We start from the raw sequence: 14,748 nt of genomic DNA on the forward strand, positions 1-14,748 counted from the left end.
CCTTGCGGTTGACATCGGGTCATGCGGCCTTGGGTGCCTTGCTTCCTGCAAGGCTCCGCCGCGATCAGATCAGTGGGTCATGGTCGCTTCCTGCTCGTCGCGCCCTGGTGTCGTTTCCCGTTACCGGGTCACTGGAACCAGTGCTCACGTGCCTTCATGATCAACGCCTTGGCGGCGTCCTCTTCCATTCCCGTCATTTCGACCAGCTCGTCCACGGCCAGCTCGGCGAGCTCGTCGCGGGTGTGAACTTCATGCTGCGCCAGTTTCGCGAGCAGGTCCGGGTCGATACCGTCCAGACTCTTCAGGTCCAGCGCGGCGCTTTCCACCTTCTCCTCGTTCGCGATAGCCTGCGTAAGCAGCGCGTCGCGAGCGCGGTTGCGCAGTTCGTGCACGGTGTCCTCGTCGAACGCTTCGATTTCCAGCATTTCGTTGAGCGGCACGTAGGCGATCTCTTCGAGGCTTGTGAAGCCTTCGTCGATCAGGATGTCGGCGACTTCCTCATCCACGTCGAGACGCGCCATGAACAGGTCGCGCAGCACCGTGCGCTCCTGATTCTGCTTTTGCGCAGATTCATCCGGCGTCATGATATTGATTTGCCAGCCGGTCAGTTCGCTGGCGAGACGCACGTTCTGGCCACTACGGCCGATCGCGACCGCGAGTTCGCTCTCGTCGACCACGACGTCCATCGAGTGCTTTTCCTCGTCGACGACGATCGACTGCACGGCAGCCGGCGCGAGCGCGCCGATCACGAACTGGGCGGGATCTTCCGACCATAGCACGATGTCGACGTTTTCGCCACCGAGCTCGTTGCGCACGGCCTGCACGCGCGAGCCGCGAATGCCGACGCAGGTGCCAATCGGGTCGATGCGCTTGTCGTAGGCCACCACGCCAATCTTGGCGCGTACGCCCGGATCGCGCGCCGCAGCCTTGATCTCGAGGAGACCCTGTTCGATTTCGGGCACTTCCATTTCGAACAGCTTCATCAGGAACTCGGGCGCCGTACGCGAGAGTTCGATCTGCGGGCCGCGAGCGGTGCGGTCGACCTTGCCGATCCAGGCGCGCACGCGGTCACCCACACGCAGGTTTTCCTTCGGAATCAGCTGGTCGCGGCGCAGCAGCGCTTCCACACGGCCGGATTCGACGATGAAGTTGCCCTTGTCCATGCGCTTGACCGTGCCGGTCATGATGCTTTCGCCGCGCTCGAGGAAATCGTTCAGGATCTGCTCGCGCTCGGCGTCACGCACCTTCTGCAGGATCACCTGCTTGGCGGCCTGCGCGCCGATACGGCCGAACTCGACCGAGGGCACCGGCTGCTCGACGAAACCGTCGATCTGCGCCTCCGGATCCTGCTCCCGCGCTTCGAACAGCAGGATTTCCTGGTCCGGCTCCTGCAGGCCCGCCTCGTCCGGCACGACGCGCCAGCGGCGGAACGTCTCGTGCTCGCCGCTTTCGCGGTCGATATGCACGCGGATATCCGCATCCTCGTCGAAGAGTTTCTTGGAGGCTGACGCAAGCGCCGCTTCAAGGGCGGCGAACACCACGTCCTTGTCGACATTCTTCTCGCGTGCCAGCGCATCCACCAGCATCAACACTTCGCGACTCATTGTTTGCGGCTCCTAAAGTCAACTTTGGGGACAAGGCGTGCTTTATCGATGTCTGCGAGCGTGAAATCAAGCATCGCAGGACCCGCCTTCCCTTCGAATTCCAGACCGATGGATTCGCCTTCAGGAGCATGCACAATGCCCCGGTACGATTTCCGTCCGTCCAATGGCTTTTTCAACGTGATTACCGCTTCGCAGCCTGCGAAGCGTTCGAAGTCCGCCAGTTTTTTCAGCGGACGGTCGAGACCGGGCGACGAAACCTCTAGCCGCTCGTAGTCGATATTCTCGACCGTCAGAACGTGCTGCAGCTGACGCGTGACCTTCTCGCAGTCCTCGATCGCGATCCCCGCGGGCTGATCGATGAAGATGGTCAGCATGCCGCGCCCGGTGCGCTCGAGGTCGACCAGCTCGTACCCGAGCCCGGTGACCGTGGTTTCAATCAGTTCCGTCAGTTGCACAATGCCCACTCCAGATGTTCTGCGCAGCGGGCCAGCAACTTCCTTCGCTCTAATTCTTGCTTCGCTAGGGATTCGCGGGCCGCGCGCCAGGTGAGCGCGCGCGCTTCTCACCTACCTGCCCCACGATGACGAACGACCCGGGGCGCTGGCAACACGTTGGTACCGCGTTGCTAACGCCATTAGTGACTTTGGACACCCCAAATTGACAATGCCGAACGTGAAACGTCGGCATCTGTTGGTAACCAGTTTGGGGCGAACCAAAAAAAAATGGGCGAAACGCCCATCTTCTCACTTAGCCAGGTGGTCGCACCTGGGGCGCAAATAACAGCCGCACGCCCAGCGACTTTGTGATTCTAGCCTTTTTTGCACATTAACGCAAATCCGCGGTCAAGCCCGAGCCGTCTTTTGCCGTTATTTACGGGCTCGCAAGGGGGATTTTCCGGCGTTTTATACGCGAACCACGCGCATTTGAAACGACAGCGACTGCGGTTACTGCGCAAACCGCGCGCATCGCCGCCGTTGCATCGCCGCGACGCCGACCGCATGGTGCGGCCGGGCGTCGCTCGCCTTGCGGATCAGTGGCCGCGCGTGCGGTTGCGCGGCGTGCCACGCGGGCCGCCGCGGCTGTTGCCGCCTGCGCGGTTGCCATTGGGGTTGGCATTGCCGCCGTTGCCCGGACCGCTGCGGCGATTGCCGCCGGCATTGCTGCCGGCATTGCCGCCCGCACGCTTGCCGCCCGCGCCCGGCGCACGGTTGCCGTCGACCTCTCGGCCGCCCGCGCGGTTGCCGCCGCGGCCGCCGAAACCAGAGCCCGCGCCGAAGTTGCCGTATCCGGCACCCGTGCCGCCGCCGAAGCCGCCCGCCGCGCCTCGGCGTCCCTGCCCCTGCCCTTGACGTGGCTGGCCCATCGCACCGTGCGAACTCAGCACCGGCTCGCGGTTGATGAAGCCCATCGACGTCTGCATCGGATCGGGCTGGCGACGCTCCTGCTCCTTGCCGCCACGACCGCCCTTTTCTTCGCTTGGCGCTTTCAAGCCGACTGCCGCCATCAGCGCGCGCACCTGGTTGTCTTCGAGCTCTTCCCAGCGGCCGCGCTTGAGGCCCTTGGGCAGCGCGATCGGGCCGTGGCGCGTGCGGATCAGGCGGCTCACCATCAGGCCGGCCGCCTCGAACATACGCCGCACTTCGCGGTTACGGCCTTCGGCCAGCGCGACGTGGTACCAGTGGTTCGTGCCTTCGCCGCCACCGTCGCGGATACGCAGGAAGCTCGCAGGGCCGTCCTCGAGCTCGACGCCCTTGAGCAGCTTCTGGCGCATCCCTTCGCTCAATTCACCCACAACGCGTACCGCGTACTCACGCTCGACGCTGTAGCGCGGGTGCATGAAGCGGTTCGCAAGATCGCCCGAGGTCGTCAGCATCAGCAGACCTTCGGTGTTGAAGTCCAGACGGCCGACGGCAAGCCACTTCGCCGTTTTCATCGGCGGCAGGCGGTCGAACACCGAGGGACGGCCTTCCGGATCGGCGTGGCTCACGATTTCGCCGGTCGGCTTGTGGTAGATCAGCACGCGCGGCGGCTTGTTCTGCAGCTTGCGCTTGATGGGCTTGCCGTTGATGCGGACCTGGTCGGTCGGCAGGATGCGCTGGCCAATGTGGGCAGGCTCGCCGTTCACCGAGACGCGCCCGGCGATGATCAGCTCCTCCATGTCGCGGCGCGAACCCATGCCCGCATCTGCCAGCACCTTGTGCAGCTTCGGTGCATCGTCGTCGGGGCTCAGCACGCGCTTGGGCTGCTGGGCGCGGCCGCGGCGCAGCATCGGTGCGCGCACGCCCGAACCGGCGCCGTTGTCCGCGTCGAACGCAGGCGAAGTCACGTAGAGGAACAGGTCGTCCGGAGTGGATTCGGTCGTAGCGGCGACCGGCTGGCCTTCGCCGCGGCCCTGGCCTTGTCCCTTCTGGCGCCTGGCACCCTGTTGACGCTCACCCTGGCGCTCGCCTTGACGCTCACCCTGAGCGGCGGCGCCCGCGTTCTGACGGCGGCCCGGCTTCTTCGCGCCGCCTTCCTTGCGCGGTGCGCGCCCGGTGGGAGCGTGCTCAGGCGTCGCCTGCGGCACGGCGGCAGGCGCTGCGGACACGTCGGCGCCCTCTGCGCCATCGGCGGCCTTTGCCTTCGCGCCCGCGCGGCGGCGCGCGATCAGGCTGCGCGGCCCGCGGCGCAGGCCGCGGCGCGGACGCTCTTCGCCCTCGCCGCCCTGTGCTTCGCCTTCGACCTGCGAAGTACGCGTGTCGTCGTCGCGCGCGGAAGACGCGCGGCGCGCAGATTCGGGCGCATCGGTCGAATCGGTGTCGTGGATATCAGTCAAAACAACCTCAAGATGTCAGGTTGCGCGCCCGCTTGCGGGGCGCGTCAAAAATGCTTGTTGCTTCAGATGCCGCGTCGTGCGGCTTCGTCGTCCGTCGTCGAGACGGGGTCGTCCTGCGCCGCGTCGCGGCGGTCTTCGTGTTCTTCTTCGCCCGCCGCATCTGCTGCGTGCGCGGCATCCTGCGCGTAAGCGTGCGGGGCTGACCCGTGCTGAGCGAGGCTTGTTTCGTCATATACCGCGTCGCCCGAGGCATCGGCTGCGTACGCAACGTTTGCGCCTGCCACCTCGTGCGCTTCTTCCGTTTCGTGCGTGCCGTGCGCTTCGCTTCCGGACTGCTCCGACGTTTCGACGCCCGAGACCTGGCTTTCCGCTACCGTCGACGCTGCCGCATCTTCCGCGCCTGCCGCATCGGCGGCAGCCTCGGGCTGCGCTTCCCCAACGAACTGCGCGGCGGCGCTCTCGGGAAACTCGATCGCATGCTGCGCAAGCAGTTGCTCGCCGAACTGGCTCGACGGATCGTCGAGCGGCGGCAATTCGTCGAGCGACTTGAGTCCGAGATCGTCGAGAAACTCCCGCGTCGTTGCATAGAGCGCCGGGCGTCCCGGCACGTCACGATGACCGATCACTTCGATCCAGCTACGGTCCTCGAGCTGCTTGACGACCTGCGTGTTGACCGTGACGCCACGAATTTCCTCGATGTCGCCGCGCGTGACCGGCTGCCGGTACGCGATGATTGCGAGCGTTTCGAGGACCGCGCGCGAATAGCGCGGCGGCTTTTCGGGATGCAACCGGTCAAGGTACGTCCGCATGGCCGGCTTGCTCTGAAAGCGCCAGCCCGACGCGAGCCCCACCAGCTCGACGCCGCGCCCGGACCATTCATGCCGCAGGTCTTCGAGCAGGTTGCGGACCGTGTCAGCCGAAATGTCGTCGGCAAACAGTTTGCGCAGTTCGCCGATCTTCAACGGCTCCTGCGTGCAGATCAATGCAGTCTCGAGGACGATTTTCGCCTCTTGGGTATTCATGCAGCCAGGTCAGACCCTAAGTAAGGTAAATCAGGTTCAAGGAACCGGATCAGACAGACGAAAGACGATATGGAACTGGAGACGCGCTCGCCCGATTCTGATCGGTCATATTGATGGGAGCACGCACCGGGGGGCCGAAATTCAGGCAAAGAGCCAGACCCAGCCGGAGGGAGCCGCGACTTTCCCGCAGGGAATCGCTTGACTGAGCGCCATATTACGCAAAAACGCTGGGTGCGTAAAGACGCCATTCCGCATGAGTGGCCTCATTTTAACCCTGGCCGCGCCGCCGCGTTGCGCTACCCCGCGTCACACCGGCCCGGTGCGCCCTCAGCACCGGTTCAATGCGCTCCCACCGCCTGCAGGTAACGCGCGAGTCGCTCGACGCCCGCGTCGAGCCGCGCCGGATCGCACGCATAGCACCAGCGCACGAAGCCTTCGCCTTGCGGACCGAACGCGCTGCCCGGCGCGAGCCCGAGGCCCGCGTCGCGCACCAGCGCCTTGCACAGTTCGAGGCTATTCTGCGCGCCCGCCAGCCGGAAAAACAGGTACATCGCGCCGTGCGGCACCTTCACGTCGACGCCGGGCAGCTTCGCAAGCGCCGCGGCGAGGTGGTCGCGCGAGGTACGCAGATCGGCCACGAGCGAGCGCGTGAACGGTTCGCCGTGCTCGACCGCGGCAATGCCGGCCTGCTGCACGAACGAGGGCGCGCACGAGGTGTTGTACTCGACCAGCTTGCCCAGATCGTCGGTCAAGGTGCGCGGTACGACCATCCAGCCGAGCCGCCAGCCGGTCATGAGCCAGGCCTTCGAGAACGAATTGACGCAGATCAGCCGCTCTTCGCGCGACGCGATGTCGAGGAACGAGGGCGCGGTGCGCTCACTCGCGTCGCCGTAGTAAAGGCGCTCGTAGACCTCGTCGGCGACGATCCAGATGCCTAGGCGCCGGCAATGCTCGAGCACCGCGCGCTGTTGCTCGCGCGTCATCACCCAGCCCGTCGGATTGTTCGGCGAGTTGATCATGAGGAGGCGCGTGTCGGGCGTGAGCGCCGTCAGCAGCCGGTCGAGATCGAGCGTCCAGCCGTGCTCGCCGTAGCCCAGCGAGACCGTCTCGACCGTGGCGCCGAGAATCTTCGGGATTTCGACGAGGTTCGGCCACAGTGGCGTCACCGCCACCACCCGGTCGCCCGCGCCCACGACGAGCTGCGCCGCCAGCATCAGCGCATTGACGCCGGCGCTCGTCACCGCGAGGTTGTCCACCGTCGTCGCGCCGTGCAGTTCGCTCACGTAGCGTGCGAGCGATTCGCGCAGCGGCGCGATACCCAGGTTGTGCGTATAAAACGTGTCGCCACGCCCGAGCGCCTCGGCGGCCGCCTCGCGGATGAACGGCGGTGTCACGCGGTCGGACTCGCCGAACCAGAACGGCAGCACGTCGGGAACACCGAACCCGGCGTTCGCCACTTCGCGGATCTGCGACGAGCGCAACGCACGCACCGCTTCGCGCGGCAGGGAGACGGAGGACGACGGATCGAGATCGCTCATCGGAGTTCCGGGTGACACAGAAAGTGGGAAAGCGTGAAGTGTAGCGCGCGGCCGGACGCCATGAGGTCCGCGCCCACAAGCGCCGGCGCGGCGGTATCAGTGCGGCGCTTCGGGCTGGCCGGCGAGTTGACGGATCAGCGACCAAACCGCCTCGGCGGCCGGCGAAAGCGAGCGGTCGCGCCGCCGCACGAGCTCGACGGTGCGCTCAGCGCGCGGCACGAGCGGCCGCGCAAGCAAGGGCGCGCCCGCCGGTACGGGCAGCGCGAGCCAGGGCAGCACGCTGATGCCCACGCCCGCTTCGACGAGGCCGAATACCGTGGCGGGATGGCCCAGCTCCTGCACCACACGGGCGCGCACGCCCTGCTCGCTCATTACGGCGTCGATGAGCGGGCGGCTGCCCGAGGCGTAGTCGAGCATCACGAGGCGCTCGCCGTCCAGCTCCTTCCACGAGACTTCCTGACTCAACGCGAGCGCGTGATCGCCGCGCACGACCACGCAGAACGAGTCCGTGGTCAGACACTGCGTTTCGAGATCTTCAGCGGCAAAGGGCCCAATGATGACGCCGAAGTCCACCTCGCCGGAGCGGATCTTGCGGACGACGTCGCTCTGCACGTCGTCGCGCAATCCAAGCGTGATATAGGGAAACTGCCGCCCGCACGCGGCCACGACCTGCGGCATCAAGCGGCACGCGACCGTCGGACTTGCCGCCACGACGACGCGGCCGCGCCGCTGCTCGCCAATCTCGCGGATTTCGCGCAAGGCGTCGTCGAGATCGTTGAGCAAGCGCGGAATGCTCGCGATCAGGTTCGCGCCGACATCCGTGAGCTGCACCTCGCGCGTGGTCCGGTCGACGAGCTTCACGCCGATCTCGGCTTCCAGTTCGCGCACGCAGCGGCTCACGGCAGACTGCGTGAGCCCGATTTCATCCCCCGCCCGGCTAAAACTCTGCAGCCGGGCGACCTCGATGAACACTCGCAACTGCCGCAGCGTCACATTCATCTGCTTGCCTCATGAATTGTCCGTTTTCATGCAATTCTATGCCGGACATCCACCGTTACGGGTAGAGGAACCGCGTTGCCCATTGTTCGCCGCAATGCAGCAATACGGCGCAAACGCACGCAGGACGGGCTTGCCTGCACAAGATTGGTGATTCTCCCGATTTTCTCGATAAGTGTTTTCGAGTCTTATACGCCCCTGGCAATCTCCCGCGCGGGCTTGGCGCCACGCGGCTTCAAGACGAGAACGTACGTGCTGGCACGGTTTTCGCATTAAGGCACGCACAGGTTCGATGGACGTACCGGAAGCATGCAGTCCGGGACTGTTCCAGCCGGGCCCGCCTGGTACTCCGGCATCCGGCCGGGAGTACATGAAGAGTGCGCAGCGCGGGGCAGCGCACCGGAGATAGCTTCGCTGAGGTGAAACATGATGCTGTTCGACGATTTGAGAGACAACGAATGGGCGCTGGTCGAGGCGTTGTTCTGTGCTGAACCGGCACGGAGCGAACGGCGCGGACGGCCTCGCGTCGAAGCGCGTGCTGTGGTCAACGCGGTGCTCTGGGTCCTTTCGACGGGTGAAGGCTGGTCCAAGCTCCCGGGCCGCTACCCCTCGCCGCCGACCTGCCGCCGCCGTTTCGACGAGTGGCAGGCAGACGGCACGCTTGCGGAAATCGTCAAGCGACTGAGCACGAACGGGCGTGAAATTTCGCTGCGCGGCCGTATCGGCGCCACGGCGACCAAACCGCCCGCACCGCCCAGCCGCGATCGCCTGCGTGGCGCGTTTTGGACCAACCCGGAATCGTGGCGCGCGCCGGTCAAGATGGCCTAAGCCGCGCTTCATTTGCTTTTCCGCCGGGTGCTTCGTGCACCCGGCGTGTTTTTCTCCCATCCCTTCCGCACTTCGTGGCTGCTGCAGACCGTGGCCCGAACCCGGCCCAGCACCGCCGCCCCTCTCTGGCTCATCCAGACCGCATTTGACTTCGCTGCGTCCGCAACGAGGCGATCGGCACCGCGCGATACATCTCATTACCAATATTTACAGCGCGCTTTCGCGTCCGACGTTAGCTTAGGACCATGTCCATTAACGTCAAGAAACTGGTTTGACGGGGAACCACCATGAAATCCATGAACCTGCACATCCGGGGCGTCATGGTTTCGCTGTCCGCTCTCGCCCTTTTCGCGCCGGCGGCGTCGTTTATGTCTTTCAGCGCCACGGCCCAGCCGCCGCATGCCTCCGTTCCGACCTGGTCGATATCGCACACCGGCGCGCATGCAGTGCCGCCCGCCGCGCCTGACCCGAACGCGGGTAACCCGCCGGTGCCGCGCGGCGATTTGCGCGGCGACATTGCGGACAATGCGCGCCGCAGCGCGCCGCAGAGGCAGGAACCGACGCAGCGGCGGTGAGCCGGCCAGCGAAACACCATCGAGGAGACTGCTGGGACCGATGAACGAGGGACGATGACGGAGGGCGCCAAGACTGCCCCGGAACCTCGTGGCTCAGCATATACCCTGCCCCAGGGAACCACCGCGCCTCACGTGCGGTCTATCCTTACGCCATCAAGCACAGCGTGGCAGCAGTAATTCCGGTAAGCCCGTATCTTTCGATGCGGGCTTTTTTTTGCGGGACGAAGAAGGAAGAGTGCTACTGGCTGGCTTCGAGGCCGGATTGGGGCACGCGCTCAGCGACGTAGTCGGCCACGCGATGCGCACTCCACTGGAGCGTGCGCTCGTCGCGCGCGAGCCTCGCGAATTCGGCGCGGCCGCGATCGGTGAGCACCGCGATATCGACTGGCGCATGGAAGCCCGGAGCCGGCGCAACCGTGCGCTGCCGGACGATGTCCATCATGCCGAGATCGCGCAAATATTGGAACACTTCAGGACGACGCGCCCACGGGACCTGCCGATACTGCACCCGCCGTAGCGCTTCGAGTACTGCTTCGTTGGAATACGTGGTCATCTCACTTCTTTCTTAAAATGCAGCCCTGCGATCATTGAGCCTCGCGCAAGCCGGTTGCGGCGCAATGCGGACCTGAGAACGGCGCACTCTGTGCCCTGGGCGGGCTCATGCGCCCCATCCGTGCGCTGTGCAGCGGCAGGGACTGCAGGTTATCCGGGCCCCCGTGAAAGCGGCTTCACCGCTTCCCGCACGGCCAACGCCGCGCCACGTTCGCGGCGCAAAGGTCGGTTGGACGCGCATTTTCCCGAAAACAATACGTTACCTCATCCAAATTGATTCTAATCGTTTTGTTTGCGCTATTTGTTGCGCTCGGACTGCTGTGGCGCAGCGCGCGCTGGCGTGTCGCAGCCTGCGCGGCGCTGGTCTTCTGGCTGCTCGCCACCGGTTGGCTCACCGGCGTGCTGCTCGATTTCGCGCAGCCGGCGTTATATCGCACTCCCTACGATCAGGCCAAAAACGGCCCGGCGCGCTTCGGCTCTCGCACCGCCATCATCATGCTGGGCGGCGGCACCGAATCCCGCGACGGCCAACTGGTTCCCGCGCGCGACGTCTTCGCACGCATTGCCCTTGCCGCCGAACTGCACGCGCAGTGCGCACGCGCGGGCGGCGCGTGTCGCGTGATCGTGAGTGGCGGTAATCCGGAACACCATGCGAGCGCCGAGGCCGACAACTACGCGCCCTACCTGCTGCGCGCCGGCGTGCCGAGCGCCGATCTCGTGCTCGAGAACCAGAGCCTCACGACGTATCAGAACGCGCGCAATGTCGCGCCCATCGTCCGGGCCGGGAACGATGAAACACTCCTGCTCGTGACGTCGTCGTACCAGATGCGCCGCGCGATGCTCGATTTCCAGCGCTTTGACATGAACCCGCTGCCCGCGGTATCCAGCGTGCGCCGCGTCGAGCGCGGCCTGCTGCCGCGCGTGGCCAATCTCAAGTCCGCCGAGACGGCGCTGCACGAATCGATTGGAGTTGCCCAGTTTTATGTGTATCGGATGATTGGCTGGTTTTAGTATGAGCGTATGGCGGCGTCAGATGTAACGAGATGTAACTCCCGCACGAACGGCTTACGCGATGTCATCTGGAGCGAGTATTTGGTCGTTAGAATGTCATGTCCATCCTGCTTGGACAGGTAACGGCTGGGTCCATAAACCGCTCCTTCGGAGGTAGAGATGAAAAAAGTGTCCCTCGCAGTCCTGATTTCGCTTTCCGCGCTGGCGGGCGCTGCGCATGCGCAATCGGATAACGGCATCACGATGAGCACCGATCCGGCCAGGGCCGACGACGTCCTGCAACGCGCGCAGGCCCTGCAGCAGCAACAGCAAGCCGCGCCCGCACCGGCGCCCATGACGCAACACAAGTCGTCGGGCCATCCGCATCACAAGAAGGCCCCCGCCCAGTAAGAACAGGGCAGGCCAGCGCACGCGGGCCGCGCTGTCCTGGGAATGAAGCCGATGCCGGTCTCGCCGTCATCGGCTTTTTTATTCGCCGCGTCTCCCGCTGCGGTTGTGGACTCCTGCGCATCGCCACCGCGGCGGCGCGCGGGCGCGGTATGCTAAAGTCGCGCACCTCGAAAACGCCCCGGCCGGCGTAGACCCAACCTTTTGTGCGCGCCACGCGCGGAGAACCACAATGAGCAACATCCAGCTCGACATCGAATGGACCGAAGCGGCCTCACGCAAGATCGAAAAACTGATGCCGCGCGGCGGCAACCAGGACGCGTATCTCGCGCTGCCCCCCATCGAATGCCTGCCGATGGAAGGCGACGTGCTGTTCCTCGGGCCGGCCGGCAAGCAGCAGCCGTTCATCGTCGCCGAACGTCAATATCATCACGAAGGCGACGCGGACTGGACCATCATCCTGATTCTCGACGTGCCCAACACCGCGCACTGAGCGGCAAATACGACCGCCAGCAGGCTGCACCCGAGGCGCTCGCACGCGACGCGAGCGCCCTCTCCCGACTTCGACTCTCCCAAACTCCATCGGCACGCATTGCGTCGCCGCAGCAGGCACGACTCGTGCGCGCAGCGTTTTCCGATAGTCCGTACACTTGACGACGGGCCCTCCCGGTCACCGCCGTCAGGTGCGGGCCTGCGGGCTCAAACGCCCACGAACCGCGCGCGCCGCCCGCCGCGCGTCCCGAGCCATGCCGAACGATCCGTCGAACGCAAAGGCGATTGCTGCCTCCAGCCTGCTCGCCCAACTCCAGCCGCGTACTGCCGGCTGGAGTGCGCACTGGCACGGTTACGCGCTCGACAGCGCATTCCAACCCGTGCTCTCGATCACGCATCAGCGCGTGGTCGGCTATGAGGCGTTGCTGCGCGTCACCGACGAGTCAGGCCGCGCCGTCGCTCCGGCGGAGCTGTTCGCAACGGTGGAAGGCGCGAAGGCGCAGCAGCTCGACGAGCTCGCTCGCTGCCTGCATCTCGCGAATTTCGTCGCGCAAGGCTTGGAGACCGGCTGGATCTTCCTGAACACGCTGCCGCGCAGCGCGCGCGCCGCCGACCCCGCGCAAGCCGCAATCGACGGCCTGTGCCGGCACTTCGACTTCCCGCACGAACGCGTGGTGATCGAGGTGCTCGAGCAGCGCGGCGGCGACGAGCACAGCTCGTTCGTCGACGAAAGGCCGCCTGCCGGCGGCCGCGATTTCCTCGTCGCGCTCGACGACTTCGGCGCGGGTTTCTCCAATTTCGATCGCGTCTGGCGCTACCGGCCCGACATCGTCAAGCTCGACCGCTCGCTCGTCACACGCGCGGCCAGCGGTGAAAGTCATGTGGCCTTCATCTCGGAACTCGTCTCGATCCTTCATCACGCCGGCACGATGGTGCTGGCAGAAGGCGTCGAGACCGAGCCGCAGCTCATGGTGCTGATGCAGGCCGACGTCGATCTCGTGCAGGGCTTCTGGTTCGGCGAGCCGCAAGCTTCGGTACGGGAAGCCAGCGCCGCCGCGCCCGCGCTCGCGCAGTCGATGTGGCGGCGTTTCGCCGACTACCAGCGCAGCACCGAGATCATCGAGCAGGTCAATTTCGGCGCGCTCTCACACGCCATGCTGTGCGGCGCGCGCGTGCTCACGGGCGGCGGAACGCTCGAAGCGGCCGCCGAAGCGATTTTCGGCGACGGCAGCAGCCACGCGCAGCGCGTCTTCACCGCGGATGAACACGGCGAGCAGCATGAGCCGTCGATTGCCATGGACGACATCGGGCCGCCCGCGCGCTTCGCGCCTTTCTATCCCGACACCCACAGCAACTGGTCGCGCCGCGAGTACTTCCGGCGTGCGCTCGCCGCGCCCGGCACGGTCGCGGTGATGGGTCCGCACTACTCGCTCAACGACGGCAAGCTCTGCTACACGGCCGCCATCGCGCTCGACTACGGCGGCGCGACGCATGTGTTGTGTGCGGACTTTCCGCCCGAGCACGGGCCTCATGAGCGCCCGCGGCGCGAGCCGGGTTAGTGCGTGTGGCAGACCGGCAATGTGCCGCGCGGTCCCATTCGCTATTCGGAGATGCGCCGGCGCCCCGCCTTGAGCTCCCCGGTGCGTGCCTTGCTGTCGAGCCGGCGCAGCTTCGAGGCGCGCGTTGGGCGCGTCGCCACGCGCGCCTTGCGCGTCACGCTCACGCTGTCGACCAGTTCCTCGAGGCGTGCAAGTGCGGCCACCCGGTTCTGTTCCTGGGTGCGATATTCCTGCGACTTGATCACCACGACGCCCTCACTCGTAATCCGACGGTCGGCGAGTGCGAGCAGACGCATCTTGAGCACCTCGGGCAACGACGAGGCGCGGATGTCGAAACGCAGATGAATTGCGCTCGACACCTTGTTCACGTTCTGTCCGCCCGCGCCCTGTGCGCGAACGGCGACGAGTTCGATTTCCTGCAACGGGATGGGCGCGCGTGCGGTCATGGGCAGTTAGAAGGAGAGCACGCGGCAGTGTCGCACAGCGCGGCCCGGTTGACACAAGCGCGCCACACACGCGTCACAGGCCCAGCGCAAGCTGCGAGCCGGTCCGCCGCGGGCACGCGAAATGCAGCCGCCCCGTCGGGCGGCTGCGCAGCCAGTTTGCCGCCGTGCGGCGCTTGAACCATACTGACGTCATTGCCTCGGTAGAACCCTCAGGAGCACGCAACCCATGAAGCTGCGTCCAGCATTCGTTGCCGAACTGGCGGTCAACCTGCTGCTTCCCTGGGTCGCCTATCGTCTCGCCGAGCCGCACTGGGGCGAAGTCGGCGGCCTCATCGCCTCGGCCGCGCCGCCGCTTGCCTGGAGCATCGTAGAACTGGTGCGCTTTCGGCGCGTGGACGCGCTCTCGGCCGTCATTCTGCTTGGCATCGTGCTCTCGCTCCTCGCTGTGGCGTTCGGCGGCAGCCCGCGCGTCCTCCTGATGCGCGAGAGCCTCGCCTCAGGCGCGATCGGCGCCGCGTTCCTGATCTCGCTATTGGCGAAGCGCCCGCTCGTGTTCTATCTGACGCGCGCTACGGTCGCGCGCGAAACTCGCGAGGGCGTCACGCGGCTCGAGCAACTCTGGAACGAGAACGCGAGCTTCGTCGCAGCCATGCGCCTGCTCACGTTTATCTGGGGCTTCGGGCTTTGTCTCGACTCCGCGCTGCGCACTTATCTGGCCGCCACCTGGCCGATCGAGCGCTTTCTCGTCGTCTCGCCGATCATCGGCTATGGCGTGTTCGGCGGCCTGATGGCCTGGACCTTCTGGTATCGCACGCGCATGCGGCGCATCCACGGCACGCACGGCCTGCTCGGCGACGCGCCTGCGACCACGAACACGACGACGCTGAGCGTGGATTGAGTCATCCGCATCGGCATGCATCGGC

General features: G+C 65.7%; 14 protein-coding genes and 1 pseudogene. 7 read left to right on the forward strand and 8 right to left on the reverse strand.

All coding sequences use genetic code 11. From position 1 onward, the window contains the following. Window positions 1-128: 128 nt before the first annotated feature. The 6 genes from nusA to L0U83_RS08265 all read right to left on the reverse strand — a co-directional run bounded on the left by nusA (window position 129) and on the right by L0U83_RS08265 (window position 7,978). Entirely contained in the window at window positions 129-1,604 is a 1,476-nt protein-coding gene (gene nusA / locus L0U83_RS08240; protein WP_069267875.1) for a transcription termination factor NusA, read from the reverse strand. Next, window positions 1,601-2,059 carry a ribosome maturation factor RimP gene (rimP, locus tag L0U83_RS08245; protein ID WP_028204813.1) on the reverse strand — a complete coding sequence of 153 codons (459 nt, stop codon included), beginning with the start codon at window positions 2,057-2,059 and terminating at the stop codon, window positions 1,601-1,603. Before rimP ends, nusA begins: the two co-directional genes overlap by 4 nt. 575 nt (window positions 2,060-2,634) lie before the next feature. Further along, window positions 2,635-4,419 (reverse strand): 23S rRNA pseudouridine(2605) synthase RluB, encoded by a 1,785-nt coding sequence (gene rluB, locus L0U83_RS08250; RefSeq protein WP_233881737.1) that lies wholly within the window; start codon window positions 4,417-4,419, stop codon window positions 2,635-2,637. Between the two features lie 62 nt (window positions 4,420-4,481). After that, window positions 4,482-5,441 carry an SMC-Scp complex subunit ScpB gene (gene scpB / locus L0U83_RS08255; RefSeq protein ID WP_233881738.1) on the reverse strand — a complete coding sequence of 320 codons (960 nt, stop codon included), beginning with the start codon at window positions 5,439-5,441 and terminating at the stop codon, window positions 4,482-4,484. A 338-nt stretch (window positions 5,442-5,779) separates the two neighbouring features. Then, window positions 5,780-6,979: a pyridoxal phosphate-dependent aminotransferase gene (locus L0U83_RS08260; protein WP_233881739.1), complete on the reverse strand. Its 1,200-nt coding sequence runs from the start codon at window positions 6,977-6,979 to the stop codon at window positions 5,780-5,782. A 96-nt stretch (window positions 6,980-7,075) separates the two neighbouring features. Then, entirely contained in the window at window positions 7,076-7,978 is a 903-nt protein-coding gene (locus tag L0U83_RS08265) for a LysR family transcriptional regulator (RefSeq protein WP_233881740.1), read from the reverse strand. Between the two features lie 426 nt (window positions 7,979-8,404). Between L0U83_RS08265 and L0U83_RS08270 the strand changes: the two are divergent. Together L0U83_RS08270 and L0U83_RS08275 are read left to right on the forward strand one after the other, a co-directional pair. Continuing rightward, window positions 8,405-8,800: pseudogene (locus L0U83_RS08270) on the forward strand (transposase); the annotation flags it as partial. A gap of 290 nt (window positions 8,801-9,090) precedes the next feature. After that, complete coding sequence (locus tag L0U83_RS08275; RefSeq protein WP_233881741.1) at window positions 9,091-9,378, forward strand: hypothetical protein; 288 nt, start codon at window positions 9,091-9,093, stop codon at window positions 9,376-9,378. Between the two features lie 238 nt (window positions 9,379-9,616). On the opposite strand, the gene L0U83_RS08280 is transcribed toward L0U83_RS08275, so the two are convergent. Beyond that, entirely contained in the window at window positions 9,617-9,931 is a 315-nt protein-coding gene (locus L0U83_RS08280; RefSeq protein ID WP_028204806.1) for a hypothetical protein, read from the reverse strand. 287 nt (window positions 9,932-10,218) lie between these two features. Between L0U83_RS08280 and L0U83_RS08285 the strand changes: the two genes are divergently transcribed. From L0U83_RS08285 to L0U83_RS08300, 4 genes are all read left to right on the forward strand, one after another. After that, entirely contained in the window at window positions 10,219-10,941 is a 723-nt protein-coding gene (locus L0U83_RS08285) for a YdcF family protein (protein WP_233881742.1), read from the forward strand. A 159-nt stretch (window positions 10,942-11,100) separates the two neighbouring features. Further along, window positions 11,101-11,331, forward strand: coding sequence for a hypothetical protein (locus tag L0U83_RS08290; protein WP_233881743.1), 231 nt, complete (start codon window positions 11,101-11,103; stop codon window positions 11,329-11,331). A 229-nt stretch (window positions 11,332-11,560) separates the two neighbouring features. Further along, on the forward strand, window positions 11,561-11,821 hold the full coding sequence (locus L0U83_RS08295) for a hypothetical protein (RefSeq protein ID WP_028212153.1): 261 nt from the start codon (window positions 11,561-11,563) through the stop codon (window positions 11,819-11,821). A gap of 253 nt (window positions 11,822-12,074) precedes the next feature. After that, on the forward strand, window positions 12,075-13,379 hold the full coding sequence (locus L0U83_RS08300; RefSeq protein WP_233881744.1) for an EAL domain-containing protein: 1,305 nt from the start codon (window positions 12,075-12,077) through the stop codon (window positions 13,377-13,379). Between the two features lie 41 nt (window positions 13,380-13,420). Here the strand turns inward: L0U83_RS08300 and arfB are convergent, their stop codons facing one another. Then, entirely contained in the window at window positions 13,421-13,825 is a 405-nt protein-coding gene (gene arfB / locus L0U83_RS08305; protein WP_233881745.1) for an alternative ribosome rescue aminoacyl-tRNA hydrolase ArfB, read from the reverse strand. A gap of 226 nt (window positions 13,826-14,051) precedes the next feature. On the opposite strand from arfB, the gene L0U83_RS08310 reads away from it, so the two are divergent. After that, complete coding sequence (locus L0U83_RS08310; protein ID WP_233881746.1) at window positions 14,052-14,723, forward strand: VC0807 family protein; 672 nt, start codon at window positions 14,052-14,054, stop codon at window positions 14,721-14,723. Window positions 14,724-14,748 lie beyond the last annotated feature (25 nt).

The organism is Paraburkholderia flagellata (assembly GCF_021390645.1).
In the GTDB taxonomy this organism is placed as follows: Bacteria; Pseudomonadota; Gammaproteobacteria; order Burkholderiales; family Burkholderiaceae; genus Paraburkholderia; species Paraburkholderia flagellata.

Excerpts from the sequence above, each read along its gene's own strand:
- nusA (WP_069267875.1), bottom strand. The coding sequence starts at position 1,604 with ATGAGTCGCGAAGTGTTGATGCTGGTGGATGCGCTGGCACGCGAGAAG.
- scpB (WP_233881738.1), bottom strand. The coding sequence starts at position 5,441 with ATGAATACCCAAGAGGCGAAAATCGTCCTCGAGACTGCATTGATCTGC.
- L0U83_RS08260 (WP_233881739.1), bottom strand. The coding sequence starts at position 6,979 with ATGAGCGATCTCGATCCGTCGTCCTCCGTCTCCCTGCCGCGCGAAGCG.
- L0U83_RS08265 (WP_233881740.1), bottom strand. The coding sequence starts at position 7,978 with ATGAATGTGACGCTGCGGCAGTTGCGAGTGTTCATCGAGGTCGCCCGG.
- L0U83_RS08275 (WP_233881741.1), top strand. The coding sequence starts at position 9,091 with ATGAAATCCATGAACCTGCACATCCGGGGCGTCATGGTTTCGCTGTCC.
- L0U83_RS08280 (WP_028204806.1), bottom strand. The coding sequence starts at position 9,931 with ATGACCACGTATTCCAACGAAGCAGTACTCGAAGCGCTACGGCGGGTG.
- L0U83_RS08290 (WP_233881743.1), top strand. The coding sequence starts at position 11,101 with ATGAAAAAAGTGTCCCTCGCAGTCCTGATTTCGCTTTCCGCGCTGGCG.
- L0U83_RS08295 (WP_028212153.1), top strand. The coding sequence starts at position 11,561 with ATGAGCAACATCCAGCTCGACATCGAATGGACCGAAGCGGCCTCACGC.
- L0U83_RS08300 (WP_233881744.1), top strand. The coding sequence starts at position 12,075 with ATGCCGAACGATCCGTCGAACGCAAAGGCGATTGCTGCCTCCAGCCTG.
- arfB (WP_233881745.1), bottom strand. The coding sequence starts at position 13,825 with ATGACCGCACGCGCGCCCATCCCGTTGCAGGAAATCGAACTCGTCGCC.
- L0U83_RS08310 (WP_233881746.1), top strand. The coding sequence starts at position 14,052 with ATGAAGCTGCGTCCAGCATTCGTTGCCGAACTGGCGGTCAACCTGCTG.